The organism is Streptomyces sp. NPDC001617 (assembly GCF_053596855.1).
In genome coordinates this window covers 1-24,387 of sequence record NZ_JBSFHA010000100.1, presented here as the reverse complement: position 1 = coordinate 24,387, position 24,387 = coordinate 1, and the positions used below count along the sequence as shown (strand labels likewise).

The 24,387-nt window shown below is 68.2% G+C and carries 25 protein-coding genes and 1 pseudogene; 11 read left to right on the top strand and 15 right to left on the bottom strand.

The genetic code is table 11. From position 1 onward, the window contains the following. Positions 1-3: 3 nt before the first annotated feature. Together ACWC09_RS44675 and ACWC09_RS44670 are read right to left on the bottom strand one after the other, a co-directional pair. Positions 4-177: an FxLD family lanthipeptide gene (locus tag ACWC09_RS44675; protein WP_450857065.1), complete on the bottom strand. Its 174-nt coding sequence runs from the start codon at positions 175-177 to the stop codon at positions 4-6. A 222-nt stretch (positions 178-399) separates the two neighbouring features. Next, positions 400-924 carry a GntR family transcriptional regulator gene (locus tag ACWC09_RS44670; RefSeq protein WP_450857064.1) on the bottom strand — a complete coding sequence of 175 codons (525 nt, stop codon included), beginning with the start codon at positions 922-924 and terminating at the stop codon, positions 400-402. A 3-nt stretch (positions 925-927) separates the two neighbouring features. Here ACWC09_RS44670 and ACWC09_RS44665 point away from each other — a divergent pair, with 3 nt between their 5' ends. Then, positions 928-1,116 (top strand): hypothetical protein, encoded by a 189-nt coding sequence (locus tag ACWC09_RS44665; protein WP_450857063.1) that lies wholly within the window; start codon positions 928-930, stop codon positions 1,114-1,116. Between the two features lie 59 nt (positions 1,117-1,175). Here the strand turns inward: ACWC09_RS44665 and ACWC09_RS44660 are convergent, their stop codons facing one another. The 5 genes from ACWC09_RS44660 to ACWC09_RS44640 form a co-directional block, all read right to left on the bottom strand. Next, positions 1,176-1,343, bottom strand: a complete 168-nt coding sequence (locus tag ACWC09_RS44660) for a hypothetical protein (protein WP_450857062.1) — start codon at positions 1,341-1,343, stop codon at positions 1,176-1,178. A 186-nt stretch (positions 1,344-1,529) separates the two neighbouring features. Then, positions 1,530-2,921 (bottom strand): glutamine synthetase family protein, encoded by a 1,392-nt coding sequence (locus tag ACWC09_RS44655; RefSeq protein ID WP_450857061.1) that lies wholly within the window; start codon positions 2,919-2,921, stop codon positions 1,530-1,532. Next, complete coding sequence (locus ACWC09_RS44650) at positions 2,921-4,342, bottom strand: amino acid permease (protein WP_450857060.1); 1,422 nt, start codon at positions 4,340-4,342, stop codon at positions 2,921-2,923. Before ACWC09_RS44650 ends, ACWC09_RS44655 begins: the two co-directional genes overlap by 1 nt. A gap of 162 nt (positions 4,343-4,504) precedes the next feature. After that, complete coding sequence (locus ACWC09_RS44645) at positions 4,505-5,527, bottom strand: hypothetical protein (RefSeq protein ID WP_450857059.1); 1,023 nt, start codon at positions 5,525-5,527, stop codon at positions 4,505-4,507. A gap of 177 nt (positions 5,528-5,704) precedes the next feature. Continuing rightward, positions 5,705-6,094, bottom strand: a complete 390-nt coding sequence (locus tag ACWC09_RS44640; protein ID WP_450857058.1) for an ATP-binding protein — start codon at positions 6,092-6,094, stop codon at positions 5,705-5,707. Between the two features lie 428 nt (positions 6,095-6,522). On the opposite strand from ACWC09_RS44640, the gene ACWC09_RS44635 reads away from it, so the two are divergent. Beyond that, a complete protein-coding gene (locus tag ACWC09_RS44635; RefSeq protein ID WP_450857057.1) occupies positions 6,523-7,851 on the top strand; it encodes a DNA-binding protein in 1,329 nt (442 codons plus the stop codon). Between the two features lies 1 nt (position 7,852). On the opposite strand, the gene ACWC09_RS44630 is transcribed toward ACWC09_RS44635, so the two are convergent. After that, complete coding sequence (locus ACWC09_RS44630) at positions 7,853-8,869, bottom strand: NAD-dependent epimerase/dehydratase family protein (protein WP_450857055.1); 1,017 nt, start codon at positions 8,867-8,869, stop codon at positions 7,853-7,855. A 146-nt stretch (positions 8,870-9,015) separates the two neighbouring features. Here ACWC09_RS44630 and ACWC09_RS44625 point away from each other — a divergent pair, with 146 nt between their 5' ends. After that, positions 9,016-9,255, top strand: coding sequence for a hypothetical protein (locus tag ACWC09_RS44625; RefSeq protein WP_450857054.1), 240 nt, complete (start codon positions 9,016-9,018; stop codon positions 9,253-9,255). A gap of 3 nt (positions 9,256-9,258) precedes the next feature. On the opposite strand, the gene ACWC09_RS44620 is transcribed toward ACWC09_RS44625, so the two are convergent. After that, the gene (locus ACWC09_RS44620) at positions 9,259-9,822 is read right to left on the bottom strand and encodes a hypothetical protein (protein ID WP_450857053.1); all 564 of its coding nucleotides are present in this window, start codon (positions 9,820-9,822) and stop codon (positions 9,259-9,261) included. A 52-nt stretch (positions 9,823-9,874) separates the two neighbouring features. Here ACWC09_RS44620 and ACWC09_RS44615 point away from each other — a divergent pair, with 52 nt between their 5' ends. Further along, complete coding sequence (locus ACWC09_RS44615; RefSeq protein ID WP_450857052.1) at positions 9,875-10,213, top strand: DUF6233 domain-containing protein; 339 nt, start codon at positions 9,875-9,877, stop codon at positions 10,211-10,213. On the opposite strand, the pseudogene ku reads toward ACWC09_RS44615, so the two are convergent. After that, positions 10,210-11,152: pseudogene (gene ku, locus ACWC09_RS44610) on the bottom strand (non-homologous end joining protein Ku). The gene ACWC09_RS44615 and the pseudogene ku sit on opposite strands and share 4 nt — an antisense overlap. Positions 11,153-11,178: 26 nt before the next feature. Here ku and ACWC09_RS44605 point away from each other — a divergent pair. From ACWC09_RS44605 to ACWC09_RS44595, 3 genes are all read left to right on the top strand, one after another. Next, positions 11,179-12,438: a tyrosine-type recombinase/integrase gene (locus ACWC09_RS44605; protein ID WP_450857050.1), complete on the top strand. Its 1,260-nt coding sequence runs from the start codon at positions 11,179-11,181 to the stop codon at positions 12,436-12,438. A gap of 294 nt (positions 12,439-12,732) precedes the next feature. After that, positions 12,733-14,829, top strand: coding sequence for a tyrosine-type recombinase/integrase (locus ACWC09_RS44600; RefSeq protein ID WP_450857049.1), 2,097 nt, complete (start codon positions 12,733-12,735; stop codon positions 14,827-14,829). Positions 14,830-14,980: 151 nt separating this feature from the next. Continuing rightward, positions 14,981-16,255 carry an acyl-CoA thioesterase/BAAT N-terminal domain-containing protein gene (locus ACWC09_RS44595; RefSeq protein ID WP_450857048.1) on the top strand — a complete coding sequence of 425 codons (1,275 nt, stop codon included), beginning with the start codon at positions 14,981-14,983 and terminating at the stop codon, positions 16,253-16,255. Between the two features lie 732 nt (positions 16,256-16,987). Here ACWC09_RS44595 and ACWC09_RS44590 read toward each other — a convergent pair. Together ACWC09_RS44590 and ACWC09_RS44585 are read right to left on the bottom strand one after the other, a co-directional pair. Continuing rightward, the gene (locus ACWC09_RS44590; RefSeq protein WP_450857085.1) at positions 16,988-17,170 is read right to left on the bottom strand and encodes a hypothetical protein; all 183 of its coding nucleotides are present in this window, start codon (positions 17,168-17,170) and stop codon (positions 16,988-16,990) included. Positions 17,171-17,259: 89 nt separating this feature from the next. Then, entirely contained in the window at positions 17,260-17,499 is a 240-nt protein-coding gene (locus ACWC09_RS44585; protein ID WP_450857083.1) for a hypothetical protein, read from the bottom strand. Here ACWC09_RS44585 and ACWC09_RS44580 point away from each other — a divergent pair. Then, positions 17,498-17,704, top strand: a complete 207-nt coding sequence (locus tag ACWC09_RS44580) for a hypothetical protein (RefSeq protein WP_450857081.1) — start codon at positions 17,498-17,500, stop codon at positions 17,702-17,704. The genes ACWC09_RS44585 and ACWC09_RS44580 overlap by 2 nt on opposite strands. A gap of 22 nt (positions 17,705-17,726) precedes the next feature. On the opposite strand, the gene ACWC09_RS44575 is transcribed toward ACWC09_RS44580, so the two are convergent. Next, complete coding sequence (locus ACWC09_RS44575) at positions 17,727-18,299, bottom strand: TetR/AcrR family transcriptional regulator (RefSeq protein WP_450857046.1); 573 nt, start codon at positions 18,297-18,299, stop codon at positions 17,727-17,729. Positions 18,300-18,370: 71 nt separating this feature from the next. Here ACWC09_RS44575 and ACWC09_RS44570 point away from each other — a divergent pair, with 71 nt between their 5' ends. Next, positions 18,371-19,057 (top strand): SDR family oxidoreductase, encoded by a 687-nt coding sequence (locus ACWC09_RS44570; RefSeq protein ID WP_450857045.1) that lies wholly within the window; start codon positions 18,371-18,373, stop codon positions 19,055-19,057. Positions 19,058-19,212: 155 nt separating this feature from the next. On the opposite strand, the gene ACWC09_RS44565 is transcribed toward ACWC09_RS44570, so the two are convergent. Then, positions 19,213-19,407 carry a hypothetical protein gene (locus ACWC09_RS44565; protein ID WP_450857079.1) on the bottom strand — a complete coding sequence of 65 codons (195 nt, stop codon included), beginning with the start codon at positions 19,405-19,407 and terminating at the stop codon, positions 19,213-19,215. A gap of 376 nt (positions 19,408-19,783) precedes the next feature. On the opposite strand from ACWC09_RS44565, the gene ACWC09_RS44560 reads away from it, so the two are divergent. Further along, positions 19,784-21,910 (top strand): NACHT domain-containing protein, encoded by a 2,127-nt coding sequence (locus ACWC09_RS44560; RefSeq protein ID WP_450857044.1) that lies wholly within the window; start codon positions 19,784-19,786, stop codon positions 21,908-21,910. A gap of 300 nt (positions 21,911-22,210) precedes the next feature. Here the strand turns inward: ACWC09_RS44560 and ACWC09_RS44555 are convergent, their stop codons facing one another. After that, entirely contained in the window at positions 22,211-23,038 is an 828-nt protein-coding gene (locus ACWC09_RS44555; RefSeq protein ID WP_450857043.1) for a hypothetical protein, read from the bottom strand. Between the two features lie 886 nt (positions 23,039-23,924). Here ACWC09_RS44555 and ACWC09_RS44550 point away from each other — a divergent pair. Continuing rightward, positions 23,925-24,387 (top strand): LacI family DNA-binding transcriptional regulator (locus tag ACWC09_RS44550; RefSeq protein WP_450857041.1); only part of this gene is annotated, 463 nt, incomplete at its 3' end.

The following is a 24,387-nucleotide window of genomic DNA, read 5'->3' as shown; positions in this document are numbered from 1 at the left end:
GGGTCAGGCCACGTTGGTGGTGCAGGCGCCGCAGGTCTCGCCGCAGCCGTCGTCCGTCAGGTTGACCAGGCCGGCGACGTCGGCGACCTCGACGAGGGTGACGTCGAGGTCGAAGCTGTCCGCCGTGGCAGCGGTCGGCTGGGTTGCCTTGGTGCTGCGCTCGATGCGTGGACTCATGTCAACTCCATCTGTTCGGTGTGTACTTGCTTGGGCAGTTCAGCCGGGCGCGTGCTCGCGAGCGTATGGAGGCCGCTACGTCGAACGGATCTTCCCGGCCACCGGCCCCAGGGGCCGTGCCCCGATCTTGGAATGAGTCGGGGCCGCTTTTCCCGGGGTCGGTGTCCTACGCCGCCTTCTGGAGACCGGCGCGAAGAGAGCGGTCCCAGGGGCGACCGTTTGTTAAGCCCTCCCGGGGGGAGTGCCGTTCGACTCGGCTCTTCCGAGAAGGCTGCGGGCAGAGGAATGGACGAACGTCCCCTCCTGCCGCGTACCACTGAGAATCCCCTGTTTCTTCAGCGGCCTGAGCGCAGACTTGAGCGTGCCTTCCGTGGTGCCGAATTCCTCGGTGAGCGCCTTCGTACCGGGGATCCTGCTGCCTTCCGGATAGGTGCCGTCTTTGATCCGGGCCGTTATCACGGCCCGGATGTGCGGGGATTGGGTCATCGGCAGGGTCCAGGTCTGTATCTGCCCCGATCGCGTGCGCACCTGGAGGGTGGATCCAGACGGCGGGTCGTCGGGGTTCGTGACCACGGTCCCGAGAGCGGAGACGCCGAGGGTGAGCCCCGCATGGGCCAGTCGGGCCAGAGCTCGACGCACGGACTCGTCGCCGACACGAAGTTGCACGCACAGCCGCGCCGGTGAAGGGAGCACGTCACCAACCTGATAGGTGCCGTCGGCTATGCCGGCCCGCAGGAAGGTTTCCACCCGGTGGGCCTCGCCCGCTTCGTCCAGGCCTTCCCCGAGGTCGAGGAGCCGTCGTACGAGAGCGGAGGAGCAGCCCAGGAAGGAGGCAATGCGCTGCTGGGAGCCTCCTGCGCGGCGGGCGTCGACGACCGCCTTCGCATACCGAGCACGGTCATCGCGGGTGAGCCGTATGCCTGGCGTGTAGACAGGTAGGTCTTGCAGGTGCTGTTGCCAGGACGGAATGCCGATCTTCCTGGGCCGGGAGCGCGTCTTCATGCAACTGCTTCCATGGTGAAGGGGGCGAAGTCGTCGACGTCGTAGACGGCCAACTGGCTCCACGAGTCGGCGGCGGCCCCGAAGCGGACGGCTTGCTGGGTCAGCTCGAACAGCAGGTCGAGCACTACGTCGGTGATGCGGTCCCAGCGCGTGACAGCCGGCATAGGGGGCACGGCGCGGCGGGATGGTGCGGGGTGCGGCAAAGGGGGTTGCTCCTTGAGGCGGTTAGGTCGTGCGGAGCACGGGCGGGTATACGGCGGCGGAGGGCCTCGCTCATGGCGGCTCGCGAGAAGACGACGCCACGGCGTGGTGGTCGCTGAGACCGGTGAGGTGCTCGTCGAGGACCTGCATCAGGCCCGCCCGATCCCGTACTCCCGCTCCACGTCGGTGACTTGGGAGCGGTGCCAGGCGATGTCCGCCTGGGCCGCCCGGACGTAGTGGCGCACGACGTTCTCCCCGAACGCGTCGAGCACGATCTTGTTGCCGTCGAAGCCTCGTACGGCTTCGGTGAGGTCGGCGGGAACCGGGGTGGCGTCGTCGGCCGCGTACGGGTCGCCGGCGCACGGCGGGGGAAGGTCGGGATGGTCCTGGAGTCCGTGCATGATGGCGGCGCAGGCTGCGGCGACGGCCAGGTACAGGTTGGCGTTGGCGCCGGGCAGGCGGACTTCTAGGTGCGCGTTCTCTCCGACGCCGGTGACCCGGACGGCGCAGCCGCGGTTGTCGAAGCCCCAGGTGTAGCGGGCGGGGGCGAAGGTGTGCGGGGCGTACCGCTTGTAGGAGTTGACGGTGGGCGCGTACAGCGGGGCAAGGTGCGGCATCGCGGAGAGCAGCCCGGCGATGGCCCGCTCCATCACCGGGGGCAGGTCGTCACTGCGGTGGTAGGTGAAGACGTTGCCGTGGGCGGACCACAGCGACAGGTGCAGGTGCAGCCCGTTGCCCACACCAGTGGAGGGGGCCGCCATGAAGTTGGGTGTTGTGCCGCGGCGCTGGGCGAGGTCGTGGGTGATCAGCCGGAAGGCGGTGTAGGCGTCGCACGCCGCCATCACGTCCCCGTAGACAAAGGTCAGTTCAACCTGTCCTGCCGCGCCCTCGGTTTTGATCGCCTCGACCGGGATGCCGGCTTCCTGGAGGACGTCGTGGAGGTGGTGGAAGAAGTCGGCGGCCTGCGGGGGATACATCAAGGCGTAGTCGAGGTTGTGGGGCCAGGCTGGGCGCAGGCCGTGATATCCGGCCTGGTGCGCGTCCTCGGCGGTGCCCTGGTGGAGCAGGAATTCCGCTTCCGTGCCCAGCGCCATGTGGTAGCCGAGGTCGGCCAGCCGCTCCAGCTGGGTGCGCAGGATGTACCGCGGGGCGACCTCGACGGGGGTGCCGTTGTGGTGGAAGGCGTCCCCCATGACGAGGGCGGTTCCGGGTTGGTGGGGCAGCAGTCGGATACTGGCCGGGTCCGCCTTCACGCCGAGGTCGCCGTAGCCCTGATCCCAGCCGGTGAGGTCGAACCCGTCGAGCGGGGTCATGTTGATGTCGGTGGCCAGGACGTAAGCGCACATCTCCGCTGGGGAGTCCATCCGGTCCACGAAGACAGGCGCGGACAGGATCTTGCCCTTGGGGCGGCCCTGCATGTCCGGCACGGCCAGTTGGACCGTCGTGATCTCCCCGCGTTCGACATAGCCCCTCAACTCGCGCGGTGAAACCAGTCCCGCAGGCCAGGGCTCGGCGTCGGCGGGCTGTTCCTTATCGGTCATCAGACGACCTCGTCCATGCTGGCCCGATCGGCGGCGGTGGTGTGTGTCGTGAGCTGGTAGTCGCGGCGGCCGCGGGTGATCCACGTCAGCCAGGCCAGCAGCAGCGCGATGGCCAGCGTGATGCCGGCGTAGTTGAGGGACTCGGCGGTGATCGGGGCGGACTGCGGCAGGCAGAAGACCACGGTGATGACGACCACGTAGACCACGGCGATGTAGCCGATCGGGCGCCGCCAGCGGCCCAGCGTCCACGGGCCGGATATGTAGTGCTCGCCCTTGCGCAGGGCGAGGAAGACGGGGATGCCGTAGGTCGGGATCATGCCGACCGCGTTGATGGCGGTGATGGCTCCGTAGGCAGCAGGCGACCACAGGGCGGGCAGAGCCAGCAGGAACGGGAGGACCACCGCGAGCCACACAGCCGGGACGGGGGTCTTGGTGCGGCTGCTGACGCTCCGAAAGAGCTGCCAGCGGGGCAGGGCGCGGCTGCGGGAGAAGGCGTAGATCATTCGGCTCGCGGCGGCGACCTCGGCGTTGCCGCAGAACAGCATGGCCACGATGACGATCAGCAGCAGCGTCTTGGCGCCGCCGGCGCCGAGGACGTCGATGAAGATCTGGGCCGGTGGGACACCGGTGGCGGTGTTCTGGGTGGCCGTGTAGTCCTGGATGGCGAACAGCATCCCCGCCAGCAGGATGAACCCGGCGATCCAGGAGACGGCGATGGCGTGCACGATCCCGCGCGGCGCCGAGGTCTGTGCCTGAGTGGTTTCCTCGGCGACGTGGGAGCTGGCGTCGTAGCCGCAGAAGGTGTAGCCGGCCAGCAGGGCGCCGATGAGACAGACGTACAGCGGGTTGGTGATGCCGCTGTCGTTGTGGAAGTGGGTGAACACGAACTGGGCGGACTGGTGCTTGGCCGGGGCGAGGGTGAGCGCGGCGACTATGGTCGCGACGCCCAGCAGCTGCCACCACACCGAGATCGAGTTCAGGACGGTGACCAGGCGCACGCCGCAGACGTTCAGCAGGCCGTGCAGCAGCAGGATGCAGCCGAAGACGGCCATCGTCATGCTCCCGGTCGGCGCGATGTCCCACTGCATCTGAACGAAGGCGCCGATGAACGTCGCGGCGCCGTAGTCGATCCCGGCGATCGCGCCGAGCAGGCCGAGCAGGTTGAGCCATCCGGTCGTCCAGCCCCAGCGGGGGCCGCCGAGCTTGTCGGCCATGAAGTACGGGCCGCCGCTGGTGGGGTAGGCGGAGACGACTTCGGCCAGGGACAGACCGACCAGCAGCGTCATGAAGCCGATGACGATCCAGCTGCCCAGCATGACCGCAGGGCCGCCGTGGTCCAGGCCGAAGCCGAACAGGCTCATGCCTCCGGCCAGGATGCAGATCACGCTGAAGGAGATCGCGAAGTTTCCGAACGTGCCCATTTTCCGGGAGAGTTCGGCTCGGATGCCGAGCTGGGCCAGGACTGCGTCGTCGTGCGCTAACGAGGGGGCCGTTGTTCTTCCAGGCACAAGAGTTCCTCTGTGGTGACGTGGGGACGAAACGGGGTGGGAGGGGCGTGCTCGCTGGCGGGGGTGAGCGGCTGTTCATGAGCGGTGTCCCCTTGGCCGGCGCAGCGAGGCGTCGCGCATGCGTCGGAACTCGTTCTGCCAGTCCCGGCCGAGACTTGCGCTTACCTGCGCCCACGGCCCGCTGGTCGCATATGGTCCGATCGCCTCGAACACCCAGCTCGCCCCGCTCTCCCCAGACGCGACGAGCGCGTAGGCCAGGTGGTTGAGGTCCAACAACGACAGCCGCGAGCGAGCCGTCGGCGGGATGCAGTAGAACCAGTCGTCCCGGGCTTTGCGCGCGTAGTGCCTGACCTGCTCGGTGGTCCAGAAGGCGATGGCGCCGCCCTGCCCGTTTCCGTGCCGCCGCTGGTACTCCGCGACGAACGCGTACAACGGCAGCACCTGCAGCGCGGAGCCCTGCGGCGCTCGGGCGGTCACCCACCGGGCAAAGTCCACGGCCAGGCCGCCGGAGAGCTGCGCATCGACATACTCGCGCATGCGGTGGTAGGCCTCGCGATTGCCCGGATCTCGCAGGTCCGCTTCGTGGAGCAGGGGCCATGGCCCTGGGAACAGGCCCATTTCCGGCGCTTGGCCCCACTGGTGGTGGCGCTGCCTGAAGAACGGGTCCAAATGCCGGGCGTCTATGGGCAATTTAGCCAGGTCCAGCAGGCACACCCACGGCACCGGGTCCTCCGGCCAGGTCCGCAACGCCGTCCAGCAGGCGTCCCGCGCGACAGCGGCGACCCGACGCAGCAACCCGTTCTCTCTGCCCTCACGAAAGGCACGGACAGCCTGCCGCGTCAGGACGCGCGCCCACATCATCAGCGCGTCCGCGTTGCGTGGCTCCTCTTCGCGCCAGGTCGCGACAGCACCACCGTCACCCGCTCCGACCGCCAGGACCTGGCTGCGCGCGGTGCGCAGCGGCCAGTCGCCGCCGGCCTTCAGTAGCAGATCCCGCAGAGCGAACCAGCGGTTCATGCGCAAATCGTCCAGGGCCAAGCGCAGTTCGTCGTCCCGGCCCGCCAGGTCGACAATCAGGGACATGTCATGGGCGGGCATCGGTGCGCTCCCGCCATGTGAGAAAAGCGACGGCGGTCAGCACCGCTGGGGCGCTCAGACCGCGTAAGAGGGAAGTGGGGGACACGTCAGCCTCACGCTGTGGGAATGGTGGAAGACCGCCGGGCGGCAGCCAGGCTCAGACCTTGGGGAGGTAGGCGGCTGCGGCCCGGCGGCCGCTCAGGGGGCCTCGACGCTCGGGAACATGTGGCCGAGTCCACGAGGCTGCATACGGACCCGGATGGTCTTCCCGCTGCCGGACTCATCGGGGAACCAGCTGACCTCGCCGCCCAGTTGTCGCACGAAGCCCATCCCCGTGCCGTCGCTCCCAAGCAGGGCTTTGTCGAGGCCATGGTCCGCGGGCCTCGGATCCGTCACGTCGACAAGTAGGACGTCGCCATCGTCAACCGACATGGTCAGCGTGACCCTGCCGGCGCCGACGTGCTGGACGCCGTTCCGCACGACCTCCGTGATGACCCGTACGGCGGCCTCTTGCGGACCCGACCAGGCCATCAGTCCGAGACGCGTACGGGCGTGCAGACGAGCAAGCCTGGGGACGCACGCTTCCATCGACCAGCTGTGGGTCCAGACCTGCGGACGGACAGGAGTCGGCCGCGTGTCGGATCCGCCCGCTCGAGAGCTCGCCGAGTCAACGTCGACGAACGGAGCCTCAGTTGCTCTTGGGTTCGCCAAGGGAAAGGCGAGGGCGGCGCTCACCATTTGCGTCACGGGGGACCTCTGTTTCCACGACTCTGTGCTTGGACATGCACTCTCAGCGAGGGTGCTGATCAGCCTGGTCCTGGATGGGGTGCCACCACCATGTCAGCGGGGTGCCACCTGCACGGCCGTCTGGCGGCCACCGGCCACCTGGCGGCCAGTCAAGTGCCATCTGTTGGGCATGTGTTGCACTGGACGATGGCGCCGGGGTCCTCTTCCAGCGAAGGGATCGATCCGCAGGCGAGCCGCCGACGGGCCAAGCTCGACGACTGGGGGACGACGTGAGTGCACAGGCCGAAACGCTGCTCAAGCAGTGGTGCGACGAGCACGACTTGGGCGTCCCCGAGTTCATCGAGCTGTTCGACAGAACGGCCGACGAGGTCGTTCAGAAGGGCGTCAACAACCCGACGTGCAGCGAGCGTACTGTCCGTCGCTGGAGAAAGGGCCAGGTCAGGCCCGATTCGCTGACTCCGGACACCCGCCGCGTACTGAAGGCCATGACAGGTCGAAACATGGCAGACCTGTTTGCACCTCCGCCTTTGCCCGCAGATCCCGAGGTACCCGCGTTCGACCTGGAGCACGTGATCAACATGACCGCACGCGACGCACAAGACGACGCCAGCGCAACCGCCGCAGCGTCCGTCTCCGACACCAGCCTCGACCAGTTCACCGACGATGTGGCATCCCTTGCGCGCGAATACGCGTCGATCCCGCCGATCGAGGCCTTCCGGCGCGGGCGGAAGCTCCAGGAGGAGCTTCTGGACCTGCGGGACCGAACGCAGATCCCTGCCCAGCAGCAACGGCTGCTTGAGCTCACGGGGCAGACAGTCGCCCTGCTCGCGACGTCGGCCTTCAACCTCGGCGCCTTCGACGGTGCCCGCCGCCTGGCCCGTACCGCCCACCTGTACGGCGAGAGCGCCCGGTTCGAGGCCTTGCGGGCCTACGCCGACGGCATCCTCGCTTACATCGCGTACTACACCGGCATGCCCGGCGAGGCCGTACTCAAGGCGCAACGCGCCCAGACCTACGGAGGTCTCGGCGACGTCGCCCGTCGACGGCTCCTCGCGATCGAGGCCCGCGCGCACGGCTACCTCGGCGATATCGAATCCGCTCTCCGGACGCTGCAGCTCTCCGAGGAAGTTGAGAGCGGCGCACGCGACGACCTCCACGATGTGGTCGGCGGAGAGTTCGGCTTCCCTTCGGAACGCCTGGCCATGTCCAGCAGCTCAACGGCGCTCCTCATCCACGACAGCGAGCACGCCGAGCAGTCCGCCCAGCGTGCCCTCGACCTGCTCAACCACCGTCCACAGAACGGCCGTTCAGCCCATGTTCTCGGAAGCGCCTCAGCCGACCTGGCCATGGCCCGGCTTCTCACGAACGACGTCGAGGGTGCGGCGGCGGCCATGGTTGCCGTGTGGGACATCCCTGCCGACCAGCGGGTGACCGGGATCCTCAACCGCACGGGCCAGATTCAGCACTTCCTCACGCAGCAGCCGTTCCGAGGCGCCGCACTCCCCCAGCAACTGCGCGAACAGGCCGAGGAATTCACCCGCACCGCCAACAATCACCAGCTCAGCAGCCGATCCGCGCTGCTCCAACTGGAGGCCTGAGTCAGGCCAAGGAGGCGATGACCTTCGCCTCCTTCTCCGGAGCGATCCCGTGGTCCGCCCACCTCGGATGGTCCACGGGACGCCCATCCGCTTCCAACCAGGCCCACGTGTCCCTGATGGTGTCAGCGATCGGCCGACACCGCAGTCCAGCGGCGACCGCGCCGCTCGCATCGACTGACCACACGCCGGCGTGCGTGCGCCACAACGGCATTTCCGTCCACTGCTTGACGCCCTGCTCCACCAGCACCTCCGGCGCCGTCCATACCGGTTTGCCGGCGCCGCCGGTGACCGACAGGCACTCGGCAAGGAAGTCGCCGAACGCGAGCCCGTCCGGGTGGGCAACGTTGTAGCCGCCGCTGGTGTCGCTCGCGGCCTGGTCAAGAGCAAACTTGGCGACGTCGCGGACGTCGACCGGCTGGATGCGCTGGCTGCTCGGCTCGGGAGCCAAGATCCGTCCACCGCGCTTCGCCCGATTCAGCCACCAGGGCAGCCGGCCGACGTACTCGCCAGGGCCGAGGATCACGCCGGGCCGAAGGAACACCGCACGGTCGCCAAAGGCCTGAGTCACGGCTCGCTCGCCACCGGCCTTCTGGAATCCGTAGATCGTGGGACTGCCGTCCTCCCCCGTGTATCCGTACGTCTCGTCGGCGTCCGCAGGGCATTCCAGCAGCGGCGAGGTATCGGTGAGCGGCTGGTGCGGCCAGCCCTCGTAGACGGACACGGTCGAGATGTGCACCCATCGCCGAGCCGCATCCCGGAGGGCGGTCGTAGACAGCAGGACGTCTCGGGGCGCGAGTTCGGAACTGGACGTGTCGACGACCGCGTCCCACGGCCCGCGTTGGGCGAGGCGTTGCAGGTCCTCGCGGACTGTCCGGTCACCGTGGACCGGTTCGGCGCCCGCAACGTCACGGCCGGAGCGCCCACGGTTGAACGTGGTTACAGACCACCCCCGTTCGAGAGCCCCTTCTACGATGTTCTTGCCCAGGAACCATGTGCCGCCGATGACCAGAATCCTCATGCGCCTGATCCTGCCGGTCGAGCAGAACGGAAGACAGCCCGGGTGCTCACGGCGGTGGCTCTCAACTGAGAGGCATGCCAACACCCTGACCTTGCTGTCCGCAGGTGGCAGGTCCTGTGCCTCACGGTGGCTTAAGATCCGTGCACGTGGCAGACATCCCCGACGAACTGATCAAGCTGGAACGTTCCGCCCAGGAGGCGCACGCGAAGCTGGCCGACCTCGACGGCGAGGCGTACGAGGCGCAGTGGAAGACGTGGCGGGAGAAGGCCGGCGACTTCCAGGCCGCAGTGAGTGAGTACGCGGCGCGCGACGACGTACCCATGTCGAGGTACGACGTGGAGCAGGCGGTGAAGAAGGCCGTACGGCACGCCGAGCCCGAGGGCTGACGGCTACGCCTCGTCGGGCCACACGGCCAGCGTCTTACGCTCGGCCTCGTCGATCAGGGCGACGCGCGCCCCGGGCACGGCGCGGAACTCGGCGGCCGTGGCCGTGAACCGGCCGCGCGCGACCGTCTCGCCCATATGCCAGCTGGTGAGCGTCGGCTGGCCGGTGGCGGATATGACGAGGTGAAAGCGCCGGCCGAGACGCAGCCACGCGCAGCGGCTGCTCTCCTGGAACTCCCCCTCGCTGATCGGACGCATCGTCAGCCCCAGCTCGGCGGCCATGTCCCGCAGGTCGGCGAAGATCCCCTCCCAGGTGGTCGGCATGCCGGGCGCCGGGGGCCAGGTGAGCACGGCGTGCGGCATGCACAGGTCCACCCAGCGCGACCCGCCCTCGGGACTGTCGTGGACGCGGGCGACGCCCGCCAATTCGCCGCACACCGAACACGGCACCAGGCGGCGAACGCGGTCTATCTGCTCGTCCCGGGTCGGTTTGGCCGGCGCCGAGTCCAGCGCCTGCCAGTCGACGTCCTGCTCCCGCAGCAGCTCACCCAGCTCCATACGCTTTCGCACGCGGCCTCCCCGTTGATGTGCGGTCGGCAGCCTACTGTCTAGAATCGAACACGTGAACGAAACGGTCCCGTCGAGACTCGCGCTGCTCCGGTTCCTGGAGCGGGTACAGGAACGGGACCTGGCGCGCACCCGCCGATGGATCGCCGACGAGGAGCGCCGCGAAGCCGAGAGGCACCGCGGCATCCAGGCCCGCCCGCCGACGCCCGACTGGCTGATCGAACTCGGGCTCAACCGCGACGCACCACCCACGTATGTGCACGTGGGGAACTGCTGGAGCACAGGCAGACACAGCCGGGGCATCAGCCGTGACCAGGCCCGGCGCGCACTCGCCGACGGGGTCAAGGCCTGCCCGCAGTGCCAACCGGACACGGCCCTGGGGATGCTGGACTAGGCACTGCGTGATCGCCGTGCCGTCTTCTTCGCCGTCGTCTTCTTCGTCTTCTTCGTCGTATTATTCGCGGCCGTCTTCTCGGCCGGCTGCTTGCGGGCCGTGCTCGTCTTGACGGCGGCTTTCTTCTTCGGCAGCTCATGCACGTCGTCTTCGACGTCCTCGCCGCGCGCGGACTTCGCCTTGGCCACCGACTCCTTCAAGGCGGCCATCAGGTCGAGCACCTTGCCAGGCTCCTCCGTCTCGAGCGCCTCGGGCAGGGCGTGGCCCTCCCGCTTCGCCTCGATGACTTGCTCCAAGGCCTCGGTGTACTGGTCCCGGAACTCCTCGCCCTCGAGATCGTCGATGGTCATGCCGTCAATCAGCGCGACGGCCTCGTCGATCTCCTCGTCAGACAGGTCCACAGCAGGCGGGAACAGCTCTGCTGGCGAACGGATCTCGTCCGGCCAGCGCATCGCGTGCAGCACGATCGCCTCACCCCGGATGCGCAGGCGTCCGAGCCGCTCCCGGCCGGACCAGGCGTATTTGGCGATCGCCACTCGCGAGGAGCGAGAGAGGGTCTGGACCAGCAGCTTGTAGGGCTTGGCTGCGACCGGCCCGTCGGGCTGGAGGTAGTACCCCTCGGCGATCTGCAGAGGGTCGATCCTAGTCGAACGGGACGAACGCCTCGATCTCGATGGCCTTCGCCGTCGGCAGCGGCAGGTTCCGCAGCTCCTCATCAGTGATCGGAATGACCGCGTCCCTGGTCAGCTCGTAGCCCTTGCCGATCTCGTCGGTACGGACCTCTCGGTCCTCGACCTCACAGAACTTCCGCACCCGCACCCGGGCCATGTCGTGGAGGTGGTACTGGTGGAAGCGGACCGAGTGGTCCTCGGTGGCGCTCACGACGTGGATCGGCACCGTGCCGTTGACTGAACTAACCGAGGAATAATCGCTGGTCAGAGGCCCTATCTGCTAGCTTCCCGGCCATGCTTGAGACGGATGATGTTGCCCGGGACTTAGCAGGCTTCGTGCTGCCGGAGACCGGTGCACTGATCGAGACGACGGACCCGCTGCGGCCATGTGTCCTGCTCGACGCGGAGGGCGCCATCGTCGCCCCGGTCGAGGCGTTCTTCGCGGAGCTCCAGGCCAACTCGCGGCCGGCGACGACGATCCGCTCCTACGGTATGGACCTGCTGCGGTGGTGGCGTTTCCTGTCCGGATGGGGCGTCGCGTGGGATCGGGTGGGACGCCGGGATGCGCGGGACTTCGCGCGGTGGATGCAGATCGCGCCGAAGGCTTCCCGGGTGCATTGGCGCCACCGGGCCTTCGGTGAGGGGCTTTTGGAGCCGGTGACACGGCGTGCGGCAGGCGTGCCGAACCCGGTCACGGGCCGGGCCTCGCCGGGTCGGCTGTACTCGGCGTCGACGCGCGTGCACTGCGAGACCGTGCTGAGGTCGTTCTACGCCTTCCATCTGGAGGAGGGCACCGGTCCGATCATCAACCCGTTTCCCCCAGCGCGGGAACGCCGCCGGTTGCCGGCGGCGGCTGGCCGGACGGCTCGGCAGTCGGTGGGAGGCAGGTACAGGCCATCGCTTCCTCAGCGTCTACCGCGCCGGCTGCCCGACGACTGCTTCAACGAGCTGTTTGCCACGCTGCGTTACAACCGCGACCGTGCTCTTCTGGCGTTCTGGGTGTCCAACGGGGCCCGGGCCAGCGAGTTGCTGACCAGTCGGCAGCGTGACCCGCTGCCCGGAGAGCAGCTGCTTGGCGTGATTCGCAAGGGGACCCAGGCATTTCAGCAGTTGCCGTCCTCGCCTGATGCGTTCGTGTGGCTGCGTCTGTATCAGGAGGAGGCGTGGCGAGCTGGGGCACCCCGGGGAGGGCACCAGGCGTTGTGGTGGACGTTGCGGCGGCCGTTTCGGCCGCTGACCTACCATGCGGCCCGGGCGATGCTGAATCGGGCCAACGCGTTGCTCGGGGCGAACTGGACGCTGCACGACCTGCGGCACACCGCCGCCTACCGGATGGCTCGCGATCCCGGACTGGCCTTGACGGACGTGCAGTGGGTTCTTGGCCATGCGCACCTGAGTACCACTCAGATCTACCTGCCGGCCGGCCGTGACGAGACCATTGAAGCGGTCCGTGCGCACCACCAGCGCCAGACGCGGCTGGCGCAAGTCCCGGCAGCGCCCGGCCCTGGATACCGCGCGGAGTCACTGCACGACTTGTTCGGAGGCGCCCGGTGAACGTTCGCGTCCGGGAGATGACCGGCGGCACACGCGTCCGGCCGGACGATCGTCCACCGGTGCGGCCGGCCGCAGGCGGCGTGATGCGGCAGGCCCAGGCTCAGTTCCCGGCTCGATCTCGATCGGCCACCGTTTCGAGCGGACAAGGCCCACACCCGGTGGGAGCGCAGGCATGGTGCGCGTGCCGTTCTGGCCTGGCTATCCGGCTTCCCGGGCGAGACCTGGCAGGAACGATGGGAAGCGTCGCCGGCAGCTGCCAGTCCTCAGCGTTGGGTCAAAGAGGGATACGCATGGGTGAGTGCTGCGGCCGATGCGCAGTGGAAGCACGTGCAGACAGGGCTGCTGATGCTGGCCAGCATCGACGCGCTGCGCCTCTCGATTTCCTGGCAGTTCGACTGCCGCACGACGCATCTGCGTCCCCTTGTCGAGCGCACCAGGGACCCTGAGGGGCTGACCCGACTGCAGGAGATCGTCGGCCCGACGCGGTGGGTATCTGTCGGAGGCGGCCGGGCCCGCTTGGCGTTGGCTTGGATCATGCTGGCCAAGGGCGGGGGTCTGGCGGAGATCACTGCTGGGGACGCCTTCGAGTACTACGTCGAGTTACGGAAGTTGGTCCGTACCCAAGCCGGCGGCACCCTCTTCTACTCCTGGCTGCGTGACCTGGGGAATGTGCCGTCCAACGCTCCGGTGACGCTGCGTTTCCTGAACAAGGTCACGGGGCAGCTCACGTGCGCGCAGCTGGTCGACCGGCATGGCGTGGTCTCCGCACCGGTCCGCGAGCTGCTGATCGACTATCTGGAGGAACGCCGACCGCGGCTCGATTACAGCACTCTCGACAATCTCGCCCGTAATCTGACCAGGAACTTCTGGTCCGACCTGGAGATGCACCATCCCGGCATCGGCTCCCTCGACCTGCCATCCGGGGTCGCCTCCGCATGGAAGGAGCGGTTCCGAACCAGGATCCAGCGGCGGAAACGGCCGGACGGCACCGTGGAGGAGACGCTCGTCGAGCGTGCTGAATACGACCAGTTGCTGGTGGCGGTGCGGGCTCTTTACCTGGACATCGCGCGTTGGGCGGCCGAGGAACCCACCCGGTGGGGGCCCTGGGCAGCGCCCTGTCCGATCAAGGAGGCTGAAGTCTCCAACCGCGAGCGCGTCAAGCGGCGCAAGGCCCGCATGGACCAGCGGACGCGCGAGCGGCTGCCCGTCCTGGAGACCTTCGTCCGGGCTGCGGCCGATCACCATGCCCAGCAATCGGCCCGCCTCCAGACCCTGCTCGCAGTCCCGCCCGGGGCCACCTTCACGATCGGCGACGCGGTTTTCGTCCGTACCAAGAACGCGACGACCGCCGCCGCGCGGGACGAGCAGGGCACTCTTCGCCATTTCGGCCAGGGCGAGCATCGCGCGTTCTGGGCCTGGGCCGCGGTGGAGTTCCTCCGCCACACCGGCGCCCGCATCGAGGAGATGCTGGAGATCAGCCATCACGCGATGATCCAGTACCGGCTGCCGACCACGGGCGAGATCGTCCCACTGTTGCAGATCGCTCCGTCCAAGACCGACCGGGAGCGAGTCGTACTCGTCAGCCCAGAACTGGCCGACGTCCTGGCCACCATCATCCGACGCGTCCGCGACCCGCGCACTGGTGTCATCCCGCTCCTGTCCGCCTACGACTATGAGGAACGCGCCTGGAACCCGCCGTCTCCGCTGCTGTTCCAGTGGGACCGCGGCGGGGAGAGATCCCGCATGTCGGGCGAGTTCATCCGCAGCGCGCTGGGAGAGGTCCTCGCCTTCATCGGCCTCACCGACTCAACCGGCCAGCCTCTCGTCTTCGCGCCGCACGACTTCCGCCGCTTGTTCATCACCGATGCCATCCGCTCCGGGCTCCCGCCTCACATCGCGCAGGTCATCGCCGGCCACGCCAACATCAACACCACGATGGGCTACAACGCGATCTACCCGGAAGAGACCATCGAAGCCCATCGTGCCTTCATCGCCCGCCGCCGCGCCCTACGTCCGGCAGAGGAATACCGCACCCGCACCGACGCCGAGTGGGAGGACTTCCTCGGCCACTTCGAACGCCGGAAGCTCTCCGTCGGCACCTGCGCCCGCGCCTACGGCACCGCCTGCATTCATGAACACGCTTGCGTCAGGTGTTCGCTCCTGCGACCTGACCCGGCCCAACGGGCACGGCTTGCCGAGATCCGCGACAACTTGATCGCCCGAATCGCCGAAGCCGAGACGGAAGGCTGGCTCGGCGAGATCGAAGGTCTCCGCGTCAGCCTGGCCGGCGCCGAGTCCAAGATCAGCCACATCGACACCGCGTCCCCCAGCGGACTGGTGAACCTCGGCCTGCCCACTCGTCGGAAGGAACGAGGACATGCGACCAAGTAGGCGCCTTACGAGCCCCTGGTCCGTTCGCTGAAGCACCGGCAGCTCACTGGGAGCCGGGGAGAGCGACGAGTGGAAGGTGGGACGCCACCCGTGGAGGATCCACGCGTCAAAATGCAGGCCCCGTAGTTGACTTGCGGGCATTTCAAGATCAATGTGGTGGGTCACTCCTGCTGATGGGGGCAACGTGTCGTTACGGCGCTTGCGAGGATGGGCCCTGGCGGTGGCCGTCGTGATCGGCTGGGGGGCGGCGGGATGTTCCCCAGGGACGCACGCCAGTAGCAAAGCGGTCATCGGGGTCGATGCGCCGACAGCCCTGGCTGATCAGGCCGTTCACTTGAAGATCAGTGGTCTGGAGCCGCATGACCAGATCACTGTGGGCTCTTCGGCAACCGCACGCGACGGCAAGGTGTGGGACGGCCAGGCGACATTCACCGCAGACGATCACGGCCTCGTTGACCTCTCCACGGCGAGGCCGGTGTCGGGGACGTACAACACGGTCGATGGCATGGGCCTGTTCTGGTCGATGAGGCCCCCTACCGGCGACCCGAACAGTGACTACTTCTCCCTCCATTCCCCTGAGTCCTCCCCCTCGTACGCCGTGAAGATCACCGTGACGGCGCATGGGCGGCAGTTGGCGAGCCGCACGCTCACCCGCGAAGGCGCGGCTAAGGGAGTCAGCGCCCGAACGCTCACTCTGGCCCACGACAAGGTCGTCGGGGAGATGTTCCTGCCGCGGCCTGGCACTCCCCGGCACCCGGCCGTGTTGGTCTTCGGCGGATCCGAAGGCGGCGTCAGTATGAAGTGGGAGGCGGCTCTGCTGGCCTCCCGCGGCTACCCGACGCTGGCCCTGGGCTACGTCGGGGAGCCCGGCCTGCCGGCCACCCTGCGCGACATCCCGCTGGAGTACTTTGCCACCGCCGCCCGCCTGCTGGCAGCCCAGCCCGGCGCGGACCCCTCGCACATTGTCGCCATGGGCTACTCCCGAGGCAGCGAACCCGCCCTGCTCCTCGCCGAGGACTATCCCCATCTGATCCACGGCGTCGTCGTCTACTCCCCGTCGTCCAACGTCAACCAGGGATCCGGCGGGGGCAACGCCTGGACCAAGGACGGGCATCCCATCCCCCAGGGCAGCATCCCGCTGGAGCACCTCAGCGGGCCCCTGCTGGCCATCGCCGGAGCAGACGACGCCCTCTGGCCATCACCGACCTACGTCAAGGCGATCACCGCGGAGCTGCACACGGCCCAGGATCAGTATCCCTACCAGGTACTGGTCTACCCCGGCGCCGGGCACGGTGTCGGAACCTTCCCCTTCCTACCGGAGGGCAAAGTCGACCCTTCCATGGGCGGCACTCGCGCTGGCAACGCCGTCGCGAAGAAGAACGGCTGGCCCAAGGTGCTCACCCTCCTCGCCGGCATCCAGAGGTGAGCACCGCAGTACGCAGGCCGAACAAGCAGCCCTGTCAAGACCACGTGCAACGACTGACACCAGCGGCTCACAGGCAACAAGCACGAACAGCAACGATCCACGCCGAACCTTAGTGGACGATCGACCGAGGCGTAGTGGTGGTTGTCGCTACAAGCGACTCGTCCGCCTCACCACGTAGGACATGCTCTTAGTTCAGAGAAGTCACGAGACCGAAGCTGATCGCACCTGACCAGATCGTTCGGGGCACAGCACACCCCCACCACCAGCCCCGAGCCCCTCTAGCCTATGGGCACGGACGGTGAGCGGCATGGCGAGGCTCTGATAGCCCGGGTCCGGTCCGCTGTCCGAGGAGTGGATGTAACGACTCTGTCGCAGACCGTAGTCGGCACCAGGGGTGGGTGATTTCACCTCCGCTCGAGCGGAGATGGTCCGCGGGGGGACGTCGTCTTCGACTGGGAGGGCGTGCTCTCCGCGCGAGCGGAGGTGATCCGTCGACCCAGCAGCGGCGCAGCCCTGTCGGCGACACCTCAAAAGTGGGCCGGTAGAACCCCAAGCGTCCGATGTGGGTCACGATTCGCGCGTCGCCTACACACCAGGAAGCACACGCCGCGCTGCACGGCAACTCTCTAGTTCAGGGAAGTCACGAGACCGAAGCTGATGGCACCACTCCAGATCGTTCGGGGGGTCAGCTGCCCGAACCGTCGGTCTGGCCCTCCCGTGCGCCAGCTCCCCTCAGGCCCCTTGCCGGTCAAGCCAGCGTGCGATGGCGTAGGGGACGGATTCAGCGAGGCTCAGCATGGACTTCAGCAGGTCGTCCCAGAACGGGTCCTGGTCGTCCGGCGAAACCACGCTGAGCTGGCAGGCGTCGATCTCCGCAGGGTTCAGCCGGCGCCCGCCTATGTCGGTGTGCTCCACGTTGTACTGGGCCGCGCCCAGTAGCGCGATCAGATTCTCCCGGACGATGTGCAGGCACAGGTCGATTCCGGCCGCGGTGCCGGCGGACGTCAGGACGTCGCCGTCGTCGATGAAGTGGGCCGGTCGCGCAGGACACGGCGCAAGCGCATCCGCAGTTCTGCTTCCACATCGGCAGCCGTGTTCTCCTCGCCACGATCGAGGGCACGGAGCAGGTCGCCGCGTGCATGCTCCAGCCCCCGCCGGACCTCGTTTGCGCGCGCTGCGCTGCCCGGTTCGTTGTCGACGACGAACGTGACGAGAGCGTCGCGGACCAGCGGCCGCTGCCCCATGCTGCGTCTCGAGCCCAGCCGACTTCCTTTGCTGCGCGAGCTGGAGACGAATTTGACTGAGCGCATCGCCGAAGCCCGCCAGCAGGTTTGGCTCGGCGAGGTCGCGGGCCGGCAAGAAACACTGGTCGCGCTGCGCGCCAAGACCCAGCATGCCGAACGCCTGGCCGCTGCAGGCATCGCCGACACCCCCGAGCAGCTGGCCTGAGCCGAAAACTCAGGAACCCGACTCAGCGAGTGGCACGAACCACCAGCGACGCAAGCTGCTCGCCCGCTGCCTCGTCCAGTGGTGCGTGGTCGAGCAGCAGTCGGTACCACAGAACGCCGTAAACAATGTCGATGAGGAGCTCGGGGTCGATGTCGGCGGCGATCTCGCCGCGCGTGATCGCCCGGTCGAGGAGTTCGCGCAGCGCAGCGCGACGGCTGAAGAGAAAACGGTCCCGGAACGCCACAGCGAAGACCGGATCGAGCAGGGCCTGGGCCATCAGCCCGATCAGGACGGCACGTTGGCCGTGTTGGCGGAACGTAGCGCGCAGGAATGCCGACAGGTCGGCAGGCAGTGAACCCTCGTCCGGGACCGTGATCCTTGTTTCTGCCAGGTCAAGCATGGCGTCGAGCACGACATCGGCCTTGGACGGCCACCAACGGTAGATCGTCTGCTTGCCCACACCGGCGCGGGCGGCGATGCCCTCGATGGTCAGCGCTGCGTAGCCGTGTTCCTGCAACCCGTCCATGGCCGCCGTGAGGATGGCCCGCCGTGACTCCTCGCTTCGTGGCCTTCCCAGCCGTCGATCACCTGTCATGGGGTCGCACTTTACAAGACGTGCCGTCTCGATAGATTAACGAGACGCGACGTATTGAAAAGAGGCACGTAATGCGTGTTGTGATCATGGGCGGAACATCCGGGATCGGTCTGGCCACCGCCCAGAGCCTGACGGCCGACGGCGCCGAGGTGATCGTCACCGGACGCAATCCGCAGAAGCTGGCCGCGGTCAAGAGCGCCGTGGCGTTCGCAGAACAACTGGACAGCACATCCGAGGATGACGTCACGACGTTCTTCGACCAGATCGGTGTCTTCGACCACCTGGTGCTCGCGTTCAGCCCTGGCGCTGTGGGCCTCGGCCCCCTCAACGACATCAAGCTGGCCGACGTCAAGGCAGCGTTCGACGGAAAGCTCTTCCCCTACCTGTTCGCCATCCAGCGCGCACAGGTGACAGGTTCGATCACGCTGATCTCCGCCTCCACCGCACGATCGGCACTGGCCGGGACGGTGGCCTTCGCCGCGGTCAACGGCGCGATCGAGCGGATCGTGTCACCCCTGGCCGCCGAACTCGCGCCGGTTCGGATCAACGCCGTCTCGCCGGGCGCCGTCGACACGCCCTGGTGGTCCTTCCTGCCGGAGGAACAGAAGCAGGCCCAGTTCGCGGCTGCCGCCGATACCGTGCCGGCCAAGCGGATCGGCCGCCCGGCGGACGTCGCCGACGCTATCCGCTACCTCATCGGCGCAACCTACGTCACCGGCTCGATCCTGCCCGTCGACGGCGGATTCACTGTGGCCTGACGCCATCCAGGTCGCCCGAGAGCGGCGGCGAAACCGCTGAGGACCGATCGGCACCCGCATCAGATGAGCAGCATGGCCCTCCCGGGCGCTACAGGGAGGGCCATACTCTTGCTCGCTCGGTCAGTGTCACGACGTGGAGAACTGCCTCGAAATCTCTACTGGTCAGCGACTTGAAGGTGGCCCGCCCGGCCAACCGCAGTGACCGTGTGGGTCATGACGTCGCCGACCCACTGGGCGATGGTGCTGCGCAGGGCCGGATCGTCCTGACACATCAGCCGGACAGCCGTGGCGTCGAACTCGTACGCCCACACCGGGTCAGGGACGGCCGTAGGCCGGGCTGCGGGCAGCACTCTCCGATCACATTTCCGCAGCTGTCGATGTGCCGAGTGGTCGTACCGCTGACTGTCCACCCGTCCGGCTTCGGCCTGTCGCCCTGCTGCGCGATAAGGCATCCTCATGCCCATGCGAACGGGGGACGCACGTAGCGGCGGCAACAGCAGGCACGGACACTACAGAGCATGGGCCCTGTTTGCCGGAGCTGTCGCTGCCGTTGGACTGATCTTCGCGAAGTCGGCTCACCGGGGCGGTGGAGCGAGCGCAGAACACCTGTTGGGGGTCGCCGGCACCGCCGTGGGCCTCGTCGTCGGTGTGGCATCGCTGTACATTTCGTGGCTCGGCTACCGGGCCGACCGGAGCGAACACGCTGACAGCCTCGGCCCGACGGCCATGACCGACCAACTGGCGTTAGCGGTGCGCACCCAGTGGCAGGCTGAGGCTAGAATCCGGCGCCTCGATGAACCGTACCCCCTGCCGGTCCCCTGGCGGCCCGCCCGCGCCGACCTGGTGGAACGTTGGGACATTCTCGTCCGTACGTCCACCGGGGCACCCGCCGACCGGGCCGCACTGCCGCCCGCCTGGGCCAGCGGCCCCGAGGGCCTGGCCGGCAGCGACGGCGAGATCGTCGAGGTCTTCACCGCCCGCGCACCGGGCAGACGCCTGCTGATCCTCGGTGAGCCGGGCGCAGGCAAGACGATGCTGCTCGTACGCCTCCTGCTGGGCCTGCTCCAGTCGCGCGAGGCGGGCTCACCGGTCCCGGTCATCTTCCCGCTGGCCTCCTGGGACCCCGACCGCCGGGAACTCGACGCATGGCTGGCCGAACGTCTCGCCACCGACTACCCGGGCCTTGCCGCACCAGCTCCGGCCGCAAGCGGACCCGGGCAGGTCACCTCGCGCGCCCGCGCCCTGTTGGACCAGCACCTGATCATTCCCCTGCTCGACGGATTGGACGAACTTCCCGCGCACACCCGAGCTGTGGCCCTGGACGCCGTGAACCGCACCCTGCCTCCGGGAACCCCCCTCGTCCTGACCAGCCGCACCGTCGAGTACCAGGCCGCCGTCGATCCGCCTGCCAACGCAGGCGTTCCCGTGCGCCTCACCGGGGCAGCCGGCATCGAACTCGGCGCCGTGGCCCCCGAGGAGGCGGCCGCCTACCTGCGCCGCGACGCCGGCGGAGAAGGCACCCCTTCCGCCGAGCGGTGGCGGCCCGTGCTCGACCTCCTGCCCACCGATACCCCCATCGGCCAGGCACTGCGGACGCCCCTGACGCTGTTCCTGGCCCGAACGATCTACAACCCGCGCCCCGGCGAACGCCCCACTGCGTTACCCGACCCGGCCGAACTGTGCGACACCACCCACTTCCCCACCGCCGCAGCCATCCGCGCCCTGCTTTTCGACGGCTTCGTCCCCGCCGCCTACCGCCCCCTTCCCGGCCATCAGGAGCGATGGACCAGCGCCCAGGCCCAGCAGACGCTCACCTTCCTGGCCCGGCACTTGGAGCACGACCTGCACGGCGGAGCCGACCTCGCCTGGTGGCAGCTGCGGCTGGCGGTGCCCGAGACCGCACGACGGTTGCTGTCGGGCGCGGTCCTGGGCGCGGCGATGTTCCTGCTGACGCTCCTGGGCATCGGCCTTGCCCTTCTAGGTCTTTTTGCCGGGGGCAGCCTCGGGGACCGGCTGGCGCTGTTCTGCTCCGCGCCTGGTATCACGCTCTTCCTCGGGGGCTGGGACGGTGGCCTGTTGGGGTCCCCTCTCTGGATGTTGGCCCTGTTGGCCGCCTACTTGCCCGCGGGATGGCTGCTCAGCCACGCGTTTCGGCTGCGAGAACGAAACACCCCCGCAGTGCGGGGCCACTGGTCGTGGAACCGCAGCTCCCTCTTGCTGGGGCTCGGGACCGCCATCCTCGTCGGCACGGTACTCGACTTCCTCCTCGACCGGGTGGCTGGCGTCGGCTGGGGTGCCGTGGCCGGACTTGTCTGCTGGCTGGTCACGGCATGGAGCGCCGCCCCAGCCGACCTCTCCTCGGTCACAAGTCCACAGGAACTGCTCCGGCAGGACCGCAGGGCTTGCTGGGGTTTCGTACGCACCGGCGCCCTCCTCGGCCTCCTGGCCGGACTCCTCCTGGGCACCCTGCTGGGGTATCTGAACGGTGACATGCGCGACGCAGATCCCGTCAGCAGGCTGATCGAAAGTACGGTGTTCGGCTGCGGCATCGGCTTCTGGAGCGGACTCGTCCTTGGTCTGGCCGCCGCGCTCCACCGCACCGCCTGGGGCGATTTCACCCTGAGCCGTCTCTACCTGACCGCCCGGTATCAGGGAGCCCTGCCTCGCCACCTCATGTCGTTCCTCACCGACGCTCACCAAGTGCGGGGTGTCCTGCGGCAGGTTGGGCCCATCCACCAGTTCCGCCACATCGACCTGCAACGCCGCCTCGCCCGGCACACCGAAACCCCGCCGCTGCCGGCCCCGCCCCCGGCGACACGTCCAGAAGACGCAGAGGGCCGACCGTTGACGTAGCTGGCACCAGCAAGGACGGACCGTCGACCCCAACGGCATCGGTCACGCTGACGCCGCACTGCCGATGCCACTCCTCGATCAGCAGATCGATGTGGACTTCTGACTGTGACCCCGCCGGTGTTCGATGCCATGTTCCATACAGAAGCGGCACATCCAGGCCGTCCTCGCCCTGGCCCGACGACGCGTGAACGTCCTGTGGGCTCTCATCCGTGACGGACAGTGCTACCAAAGCAACCTCCCCGTCACTGCTGCGGCTTGACAACATCATTAGGAGGTGGACCGTGGAGCAGACGAACGGGATCAAGCGTCGGCCGTCGTCGAGAGACGGAAGCCAGGCGAGACCAACCTGCTGAGCCCCGGCGTCCGGCTGCGGTGTCCCGTCAGCGCGGTACAGGAGACTCTTCGGCACGACAAGGGACACGACCCCGCCCAGCGCTCGCGGGTCTTGACGGCGGGACGGGCCATCGGGCAGTCGGGGTCGTTGGCTCGGGAGCGGCCGTGCTGCAACTGACACCCTGTGCCGGTGAACTCGGGAGGATCCCGGCCTAATTGGCTGAGGTCCGGCCTCGGCGCCGCGGTACGTGTCCGTGCCGGGGCCGACGCGCATCGCGTCGAAGAAACCGATGGGGGGAGGATCGGTGCGCCGCAGCCCAGCAGGTACTCGCCCGAACCCATCGCCTCGCGGATCAGAGCGATGCCTTCGCGGTACGCCGTCAGAGCGTCGCCCTGCAGGTGCCGTACGCCGTCCAGTGCGCCGATGCAAAGGAAGCCGACCTCGACGTAGTCATGGCCCTTGATGCGCGGAACTGCGAACACCTCGATCAGGAACGCGGCCGCAGCCAGGTGTGCAGTGTCCAGGACGCACAGATCGTGGCCCCGGTCGCGGTCGGCGTGCAGGGCACTGCCGTCGAAGGACCGGCCGGGCCGGTCGGGGTAGGCGGCGGCGAGTTCTCTGCTCAGGTCGGCCAGGAACGGCGCCGTCCACATGGCCGCTCTACGGCCCCGCGCGCGGATGGCGTCGGCGAGCCCGGCCCGGGAGGTGAAGTGGCCCCAGAGGGTGAGCCATTCGCCGGGCGCGCTGCGCTCACCTCGGCCCCGCGCGGGTGGTGAGCCGGATGGACGGCACAACGCGCGGCCGGTCGGCCGCCGCCCGCGGTCGGACCGGCGAGCCGCCACCCTCGTCCAGCACCAGCAATCCCTCCTCCGGGAAGGGCCCGGCCGGGGCAGCGCGCCGGGGGCGGTAGCAGTCGGTCGCCCAGTTGTCATTCGTCGGCCGCCGGTACGGAGCGGCGCCGAGAGCGTAGCCGCCGCTGGGCTCCAGGACTGCCGGCCCTCCTCGTGGACCCGTGCAGCGGTGGGCTCCACGAGGAGAGAGGCGCGGGGGAAGTGAGGGGGCACGGTGGTGGTTCTCTCTCCGGGCGTCAGCCGGCGTTGCCGCCCCGGGGCAGGCCTTTGACGGACTGTCGCTGCGGCAGGAGCAGCAGGCGACGGCCTGTACCGGTGACCAGCCAGCCGATCGAGGGGTGGTTCGTGTCGGGTCCTGAACAGGCCTGTCGGACGGAGAGACAGCGGAAGCGAGTCGCCGAAACAGCCAGTAACAAACATGATCGAACAAATGTGATCGCCGGACGCCAGGAAGCGTGAACGCTCCATGGACTCGCTGTCAAGGCTTCGCGCCGCAGCACGTCATAGCGGACCGGGTCCGGGCACAAGCCGCTCCTGCCGGAAACCGGAACAGACGGACAGGGCTGGCATGGCTGCGCCCCGAGCCGTGCGGGCACAGCAATTGCCTCCTTGAGGTGCAGGAATACCTGGCCGGCACTCCTTCCTCGGCGCCTACGGCACCTCGCTCCGCCCGGCCATGGGCCTCGCCTACCGCCGCCACCTGAGGCAAGTAACGTTGCGAGAACTCTTGACGCGGGTCGGGCGGATGCGTAGACATTGACCGCGCGGTCAGCCCGCGCGGTCATGTCACTGACCTCGCTCGTTTCAGGCACACGCCATGGGAGACTTCATGACAGCAGGCGTGAAGCACGGTATGGGCTCCTCCGCGCCGCGCAGTGAGGACGTGGCCGCCCTGGCCGGCGTCTCACGCAAGACGGTCTCCCGGGTCCTCAACAACGAGCCGTACGTCTCCGCCGAAGCCCGTCGACGCGTCCTCGCGGCCGCCGAGGAGCTCGGCTACCGGCTGAACCACGCCGCCAGGGCACTGGCCTCGGGACGGACCCGGTCCATCGGCGTGGTCGCGCTGGGCACCGCCGGCTACGGAACCGCCTCCCTGCTCGTGGGCATTGAGCAGGCCGTACGAGACGCCGGCTACACACTCCGCGTGGTCAACACACCGGACGGCGACCCGGAAAGCATCGCCGGCGCCGTGGAATTACTCCTGGAGCAGGGGGTGGACGGCGTCGTCGTCTCCGAACCCATTGTCGAAGGAGAAGTCCCGCTCGGTGTCGACGTGCCGGTCCTCTTCCTCG

Coding starts and splice junctions, on each gene's coding strand:
- ACWC09_RS44595 (WP_450857048.1), top strand. CDS start 14,981: ATGTGGTGGGTCACTCCTGCTGATGGGGGCAACGTGTCGTTACGGCGC.
- ACWC09_RS44660 (WP_450857062.1), bottom strand. CDS start 1,343: ATGCCGGCTGTCACGCGCTGGGACCGCATCACCGACGTAGTGCTCGAC.
- ACWC09_RS44645 (WP_450857059.1), bottom strand. CDS start 5,527: ATGCCCGCCCATGACATGTCCCTGATTGTCGACCTGGCGGGCCGGGAC.
- ACWC09_RS44675 (WP_450857065.1), bottom strand. CDS start 177: ATGAGTCCACGCATCGAGCGCAGCACCAAGGCAACCCAGCCGACCGCT.
- ACWC09_RS44560 (WP_450857044.1), top strand. CDS start 19,784: ATGACCGACCAACTGGCGTTAGCGGTGCGCACCCAGTGGCAGGCTGAG.
- ACWC09_RS44640 (WP_450857058.1), bottom strand. CDS start 6,094: ATGGAAGCGTGCGTCCCCAGGCTTGCTCGTCTGCACGCCCGTACGCGT.
- ACWC09_RS44570 (WP_450857045.1), top strand. CDS start 18,371: ATGCGTGTTGTGATCATGGGCGGAACATCCGGGATCGGTCTGGCCACC.
- ACWC09_RS44650 (WP_450857060.1), bottom strand. CDS start 4,342: ATGGGCACGTTCGGAAACTTCGCGATCTCCTTCAGCGTGATCTGCATC.
- ACWC09_RS44655 (WP_450857061.1), bottom strand. CDS start 2,921: ATGACCGATAAGGAACAGCCCGCCGACGCCGAGCCCTGGCCTGCGGGA.
- ACWC09_RS44575 (WP_450857046.1), bottom strand. CDS start 18,299: ATGACAGGTGATCGACGGCTGGGAAGGCCACGAAGCGAGGAGTCACGG.
- ACWC09_RS44605 (WP_450857050.1), top strand. CDS start 11,179: ATGCTTGAGACGGATGATGTTGCCCGGGACTTAGCAGGCTTCGTGCTG.
- ACWC09_RS44585 (WP_450857083.1), bottom strand. CDS start 17,499: ATGGGGCAGCGGCCGCTGGTCCGCGACGCTCTCGTCACGTTCGTCGTC.
- ACWC09_RS44630 (WP_450857055.1), bottom strand. CDS start 8,869: ATGAGGATTCTGGTCATCGGCGGCACATGGTTCCTGGGCAAGAACATC.
- ACWC09_RS44580 (WP_450857081.1), top strand. CDS start 17,498: ATGCTGCGTCTCGAGCCCAGCCGACTTCCTTTGCTGCGCGAGCTGGAG.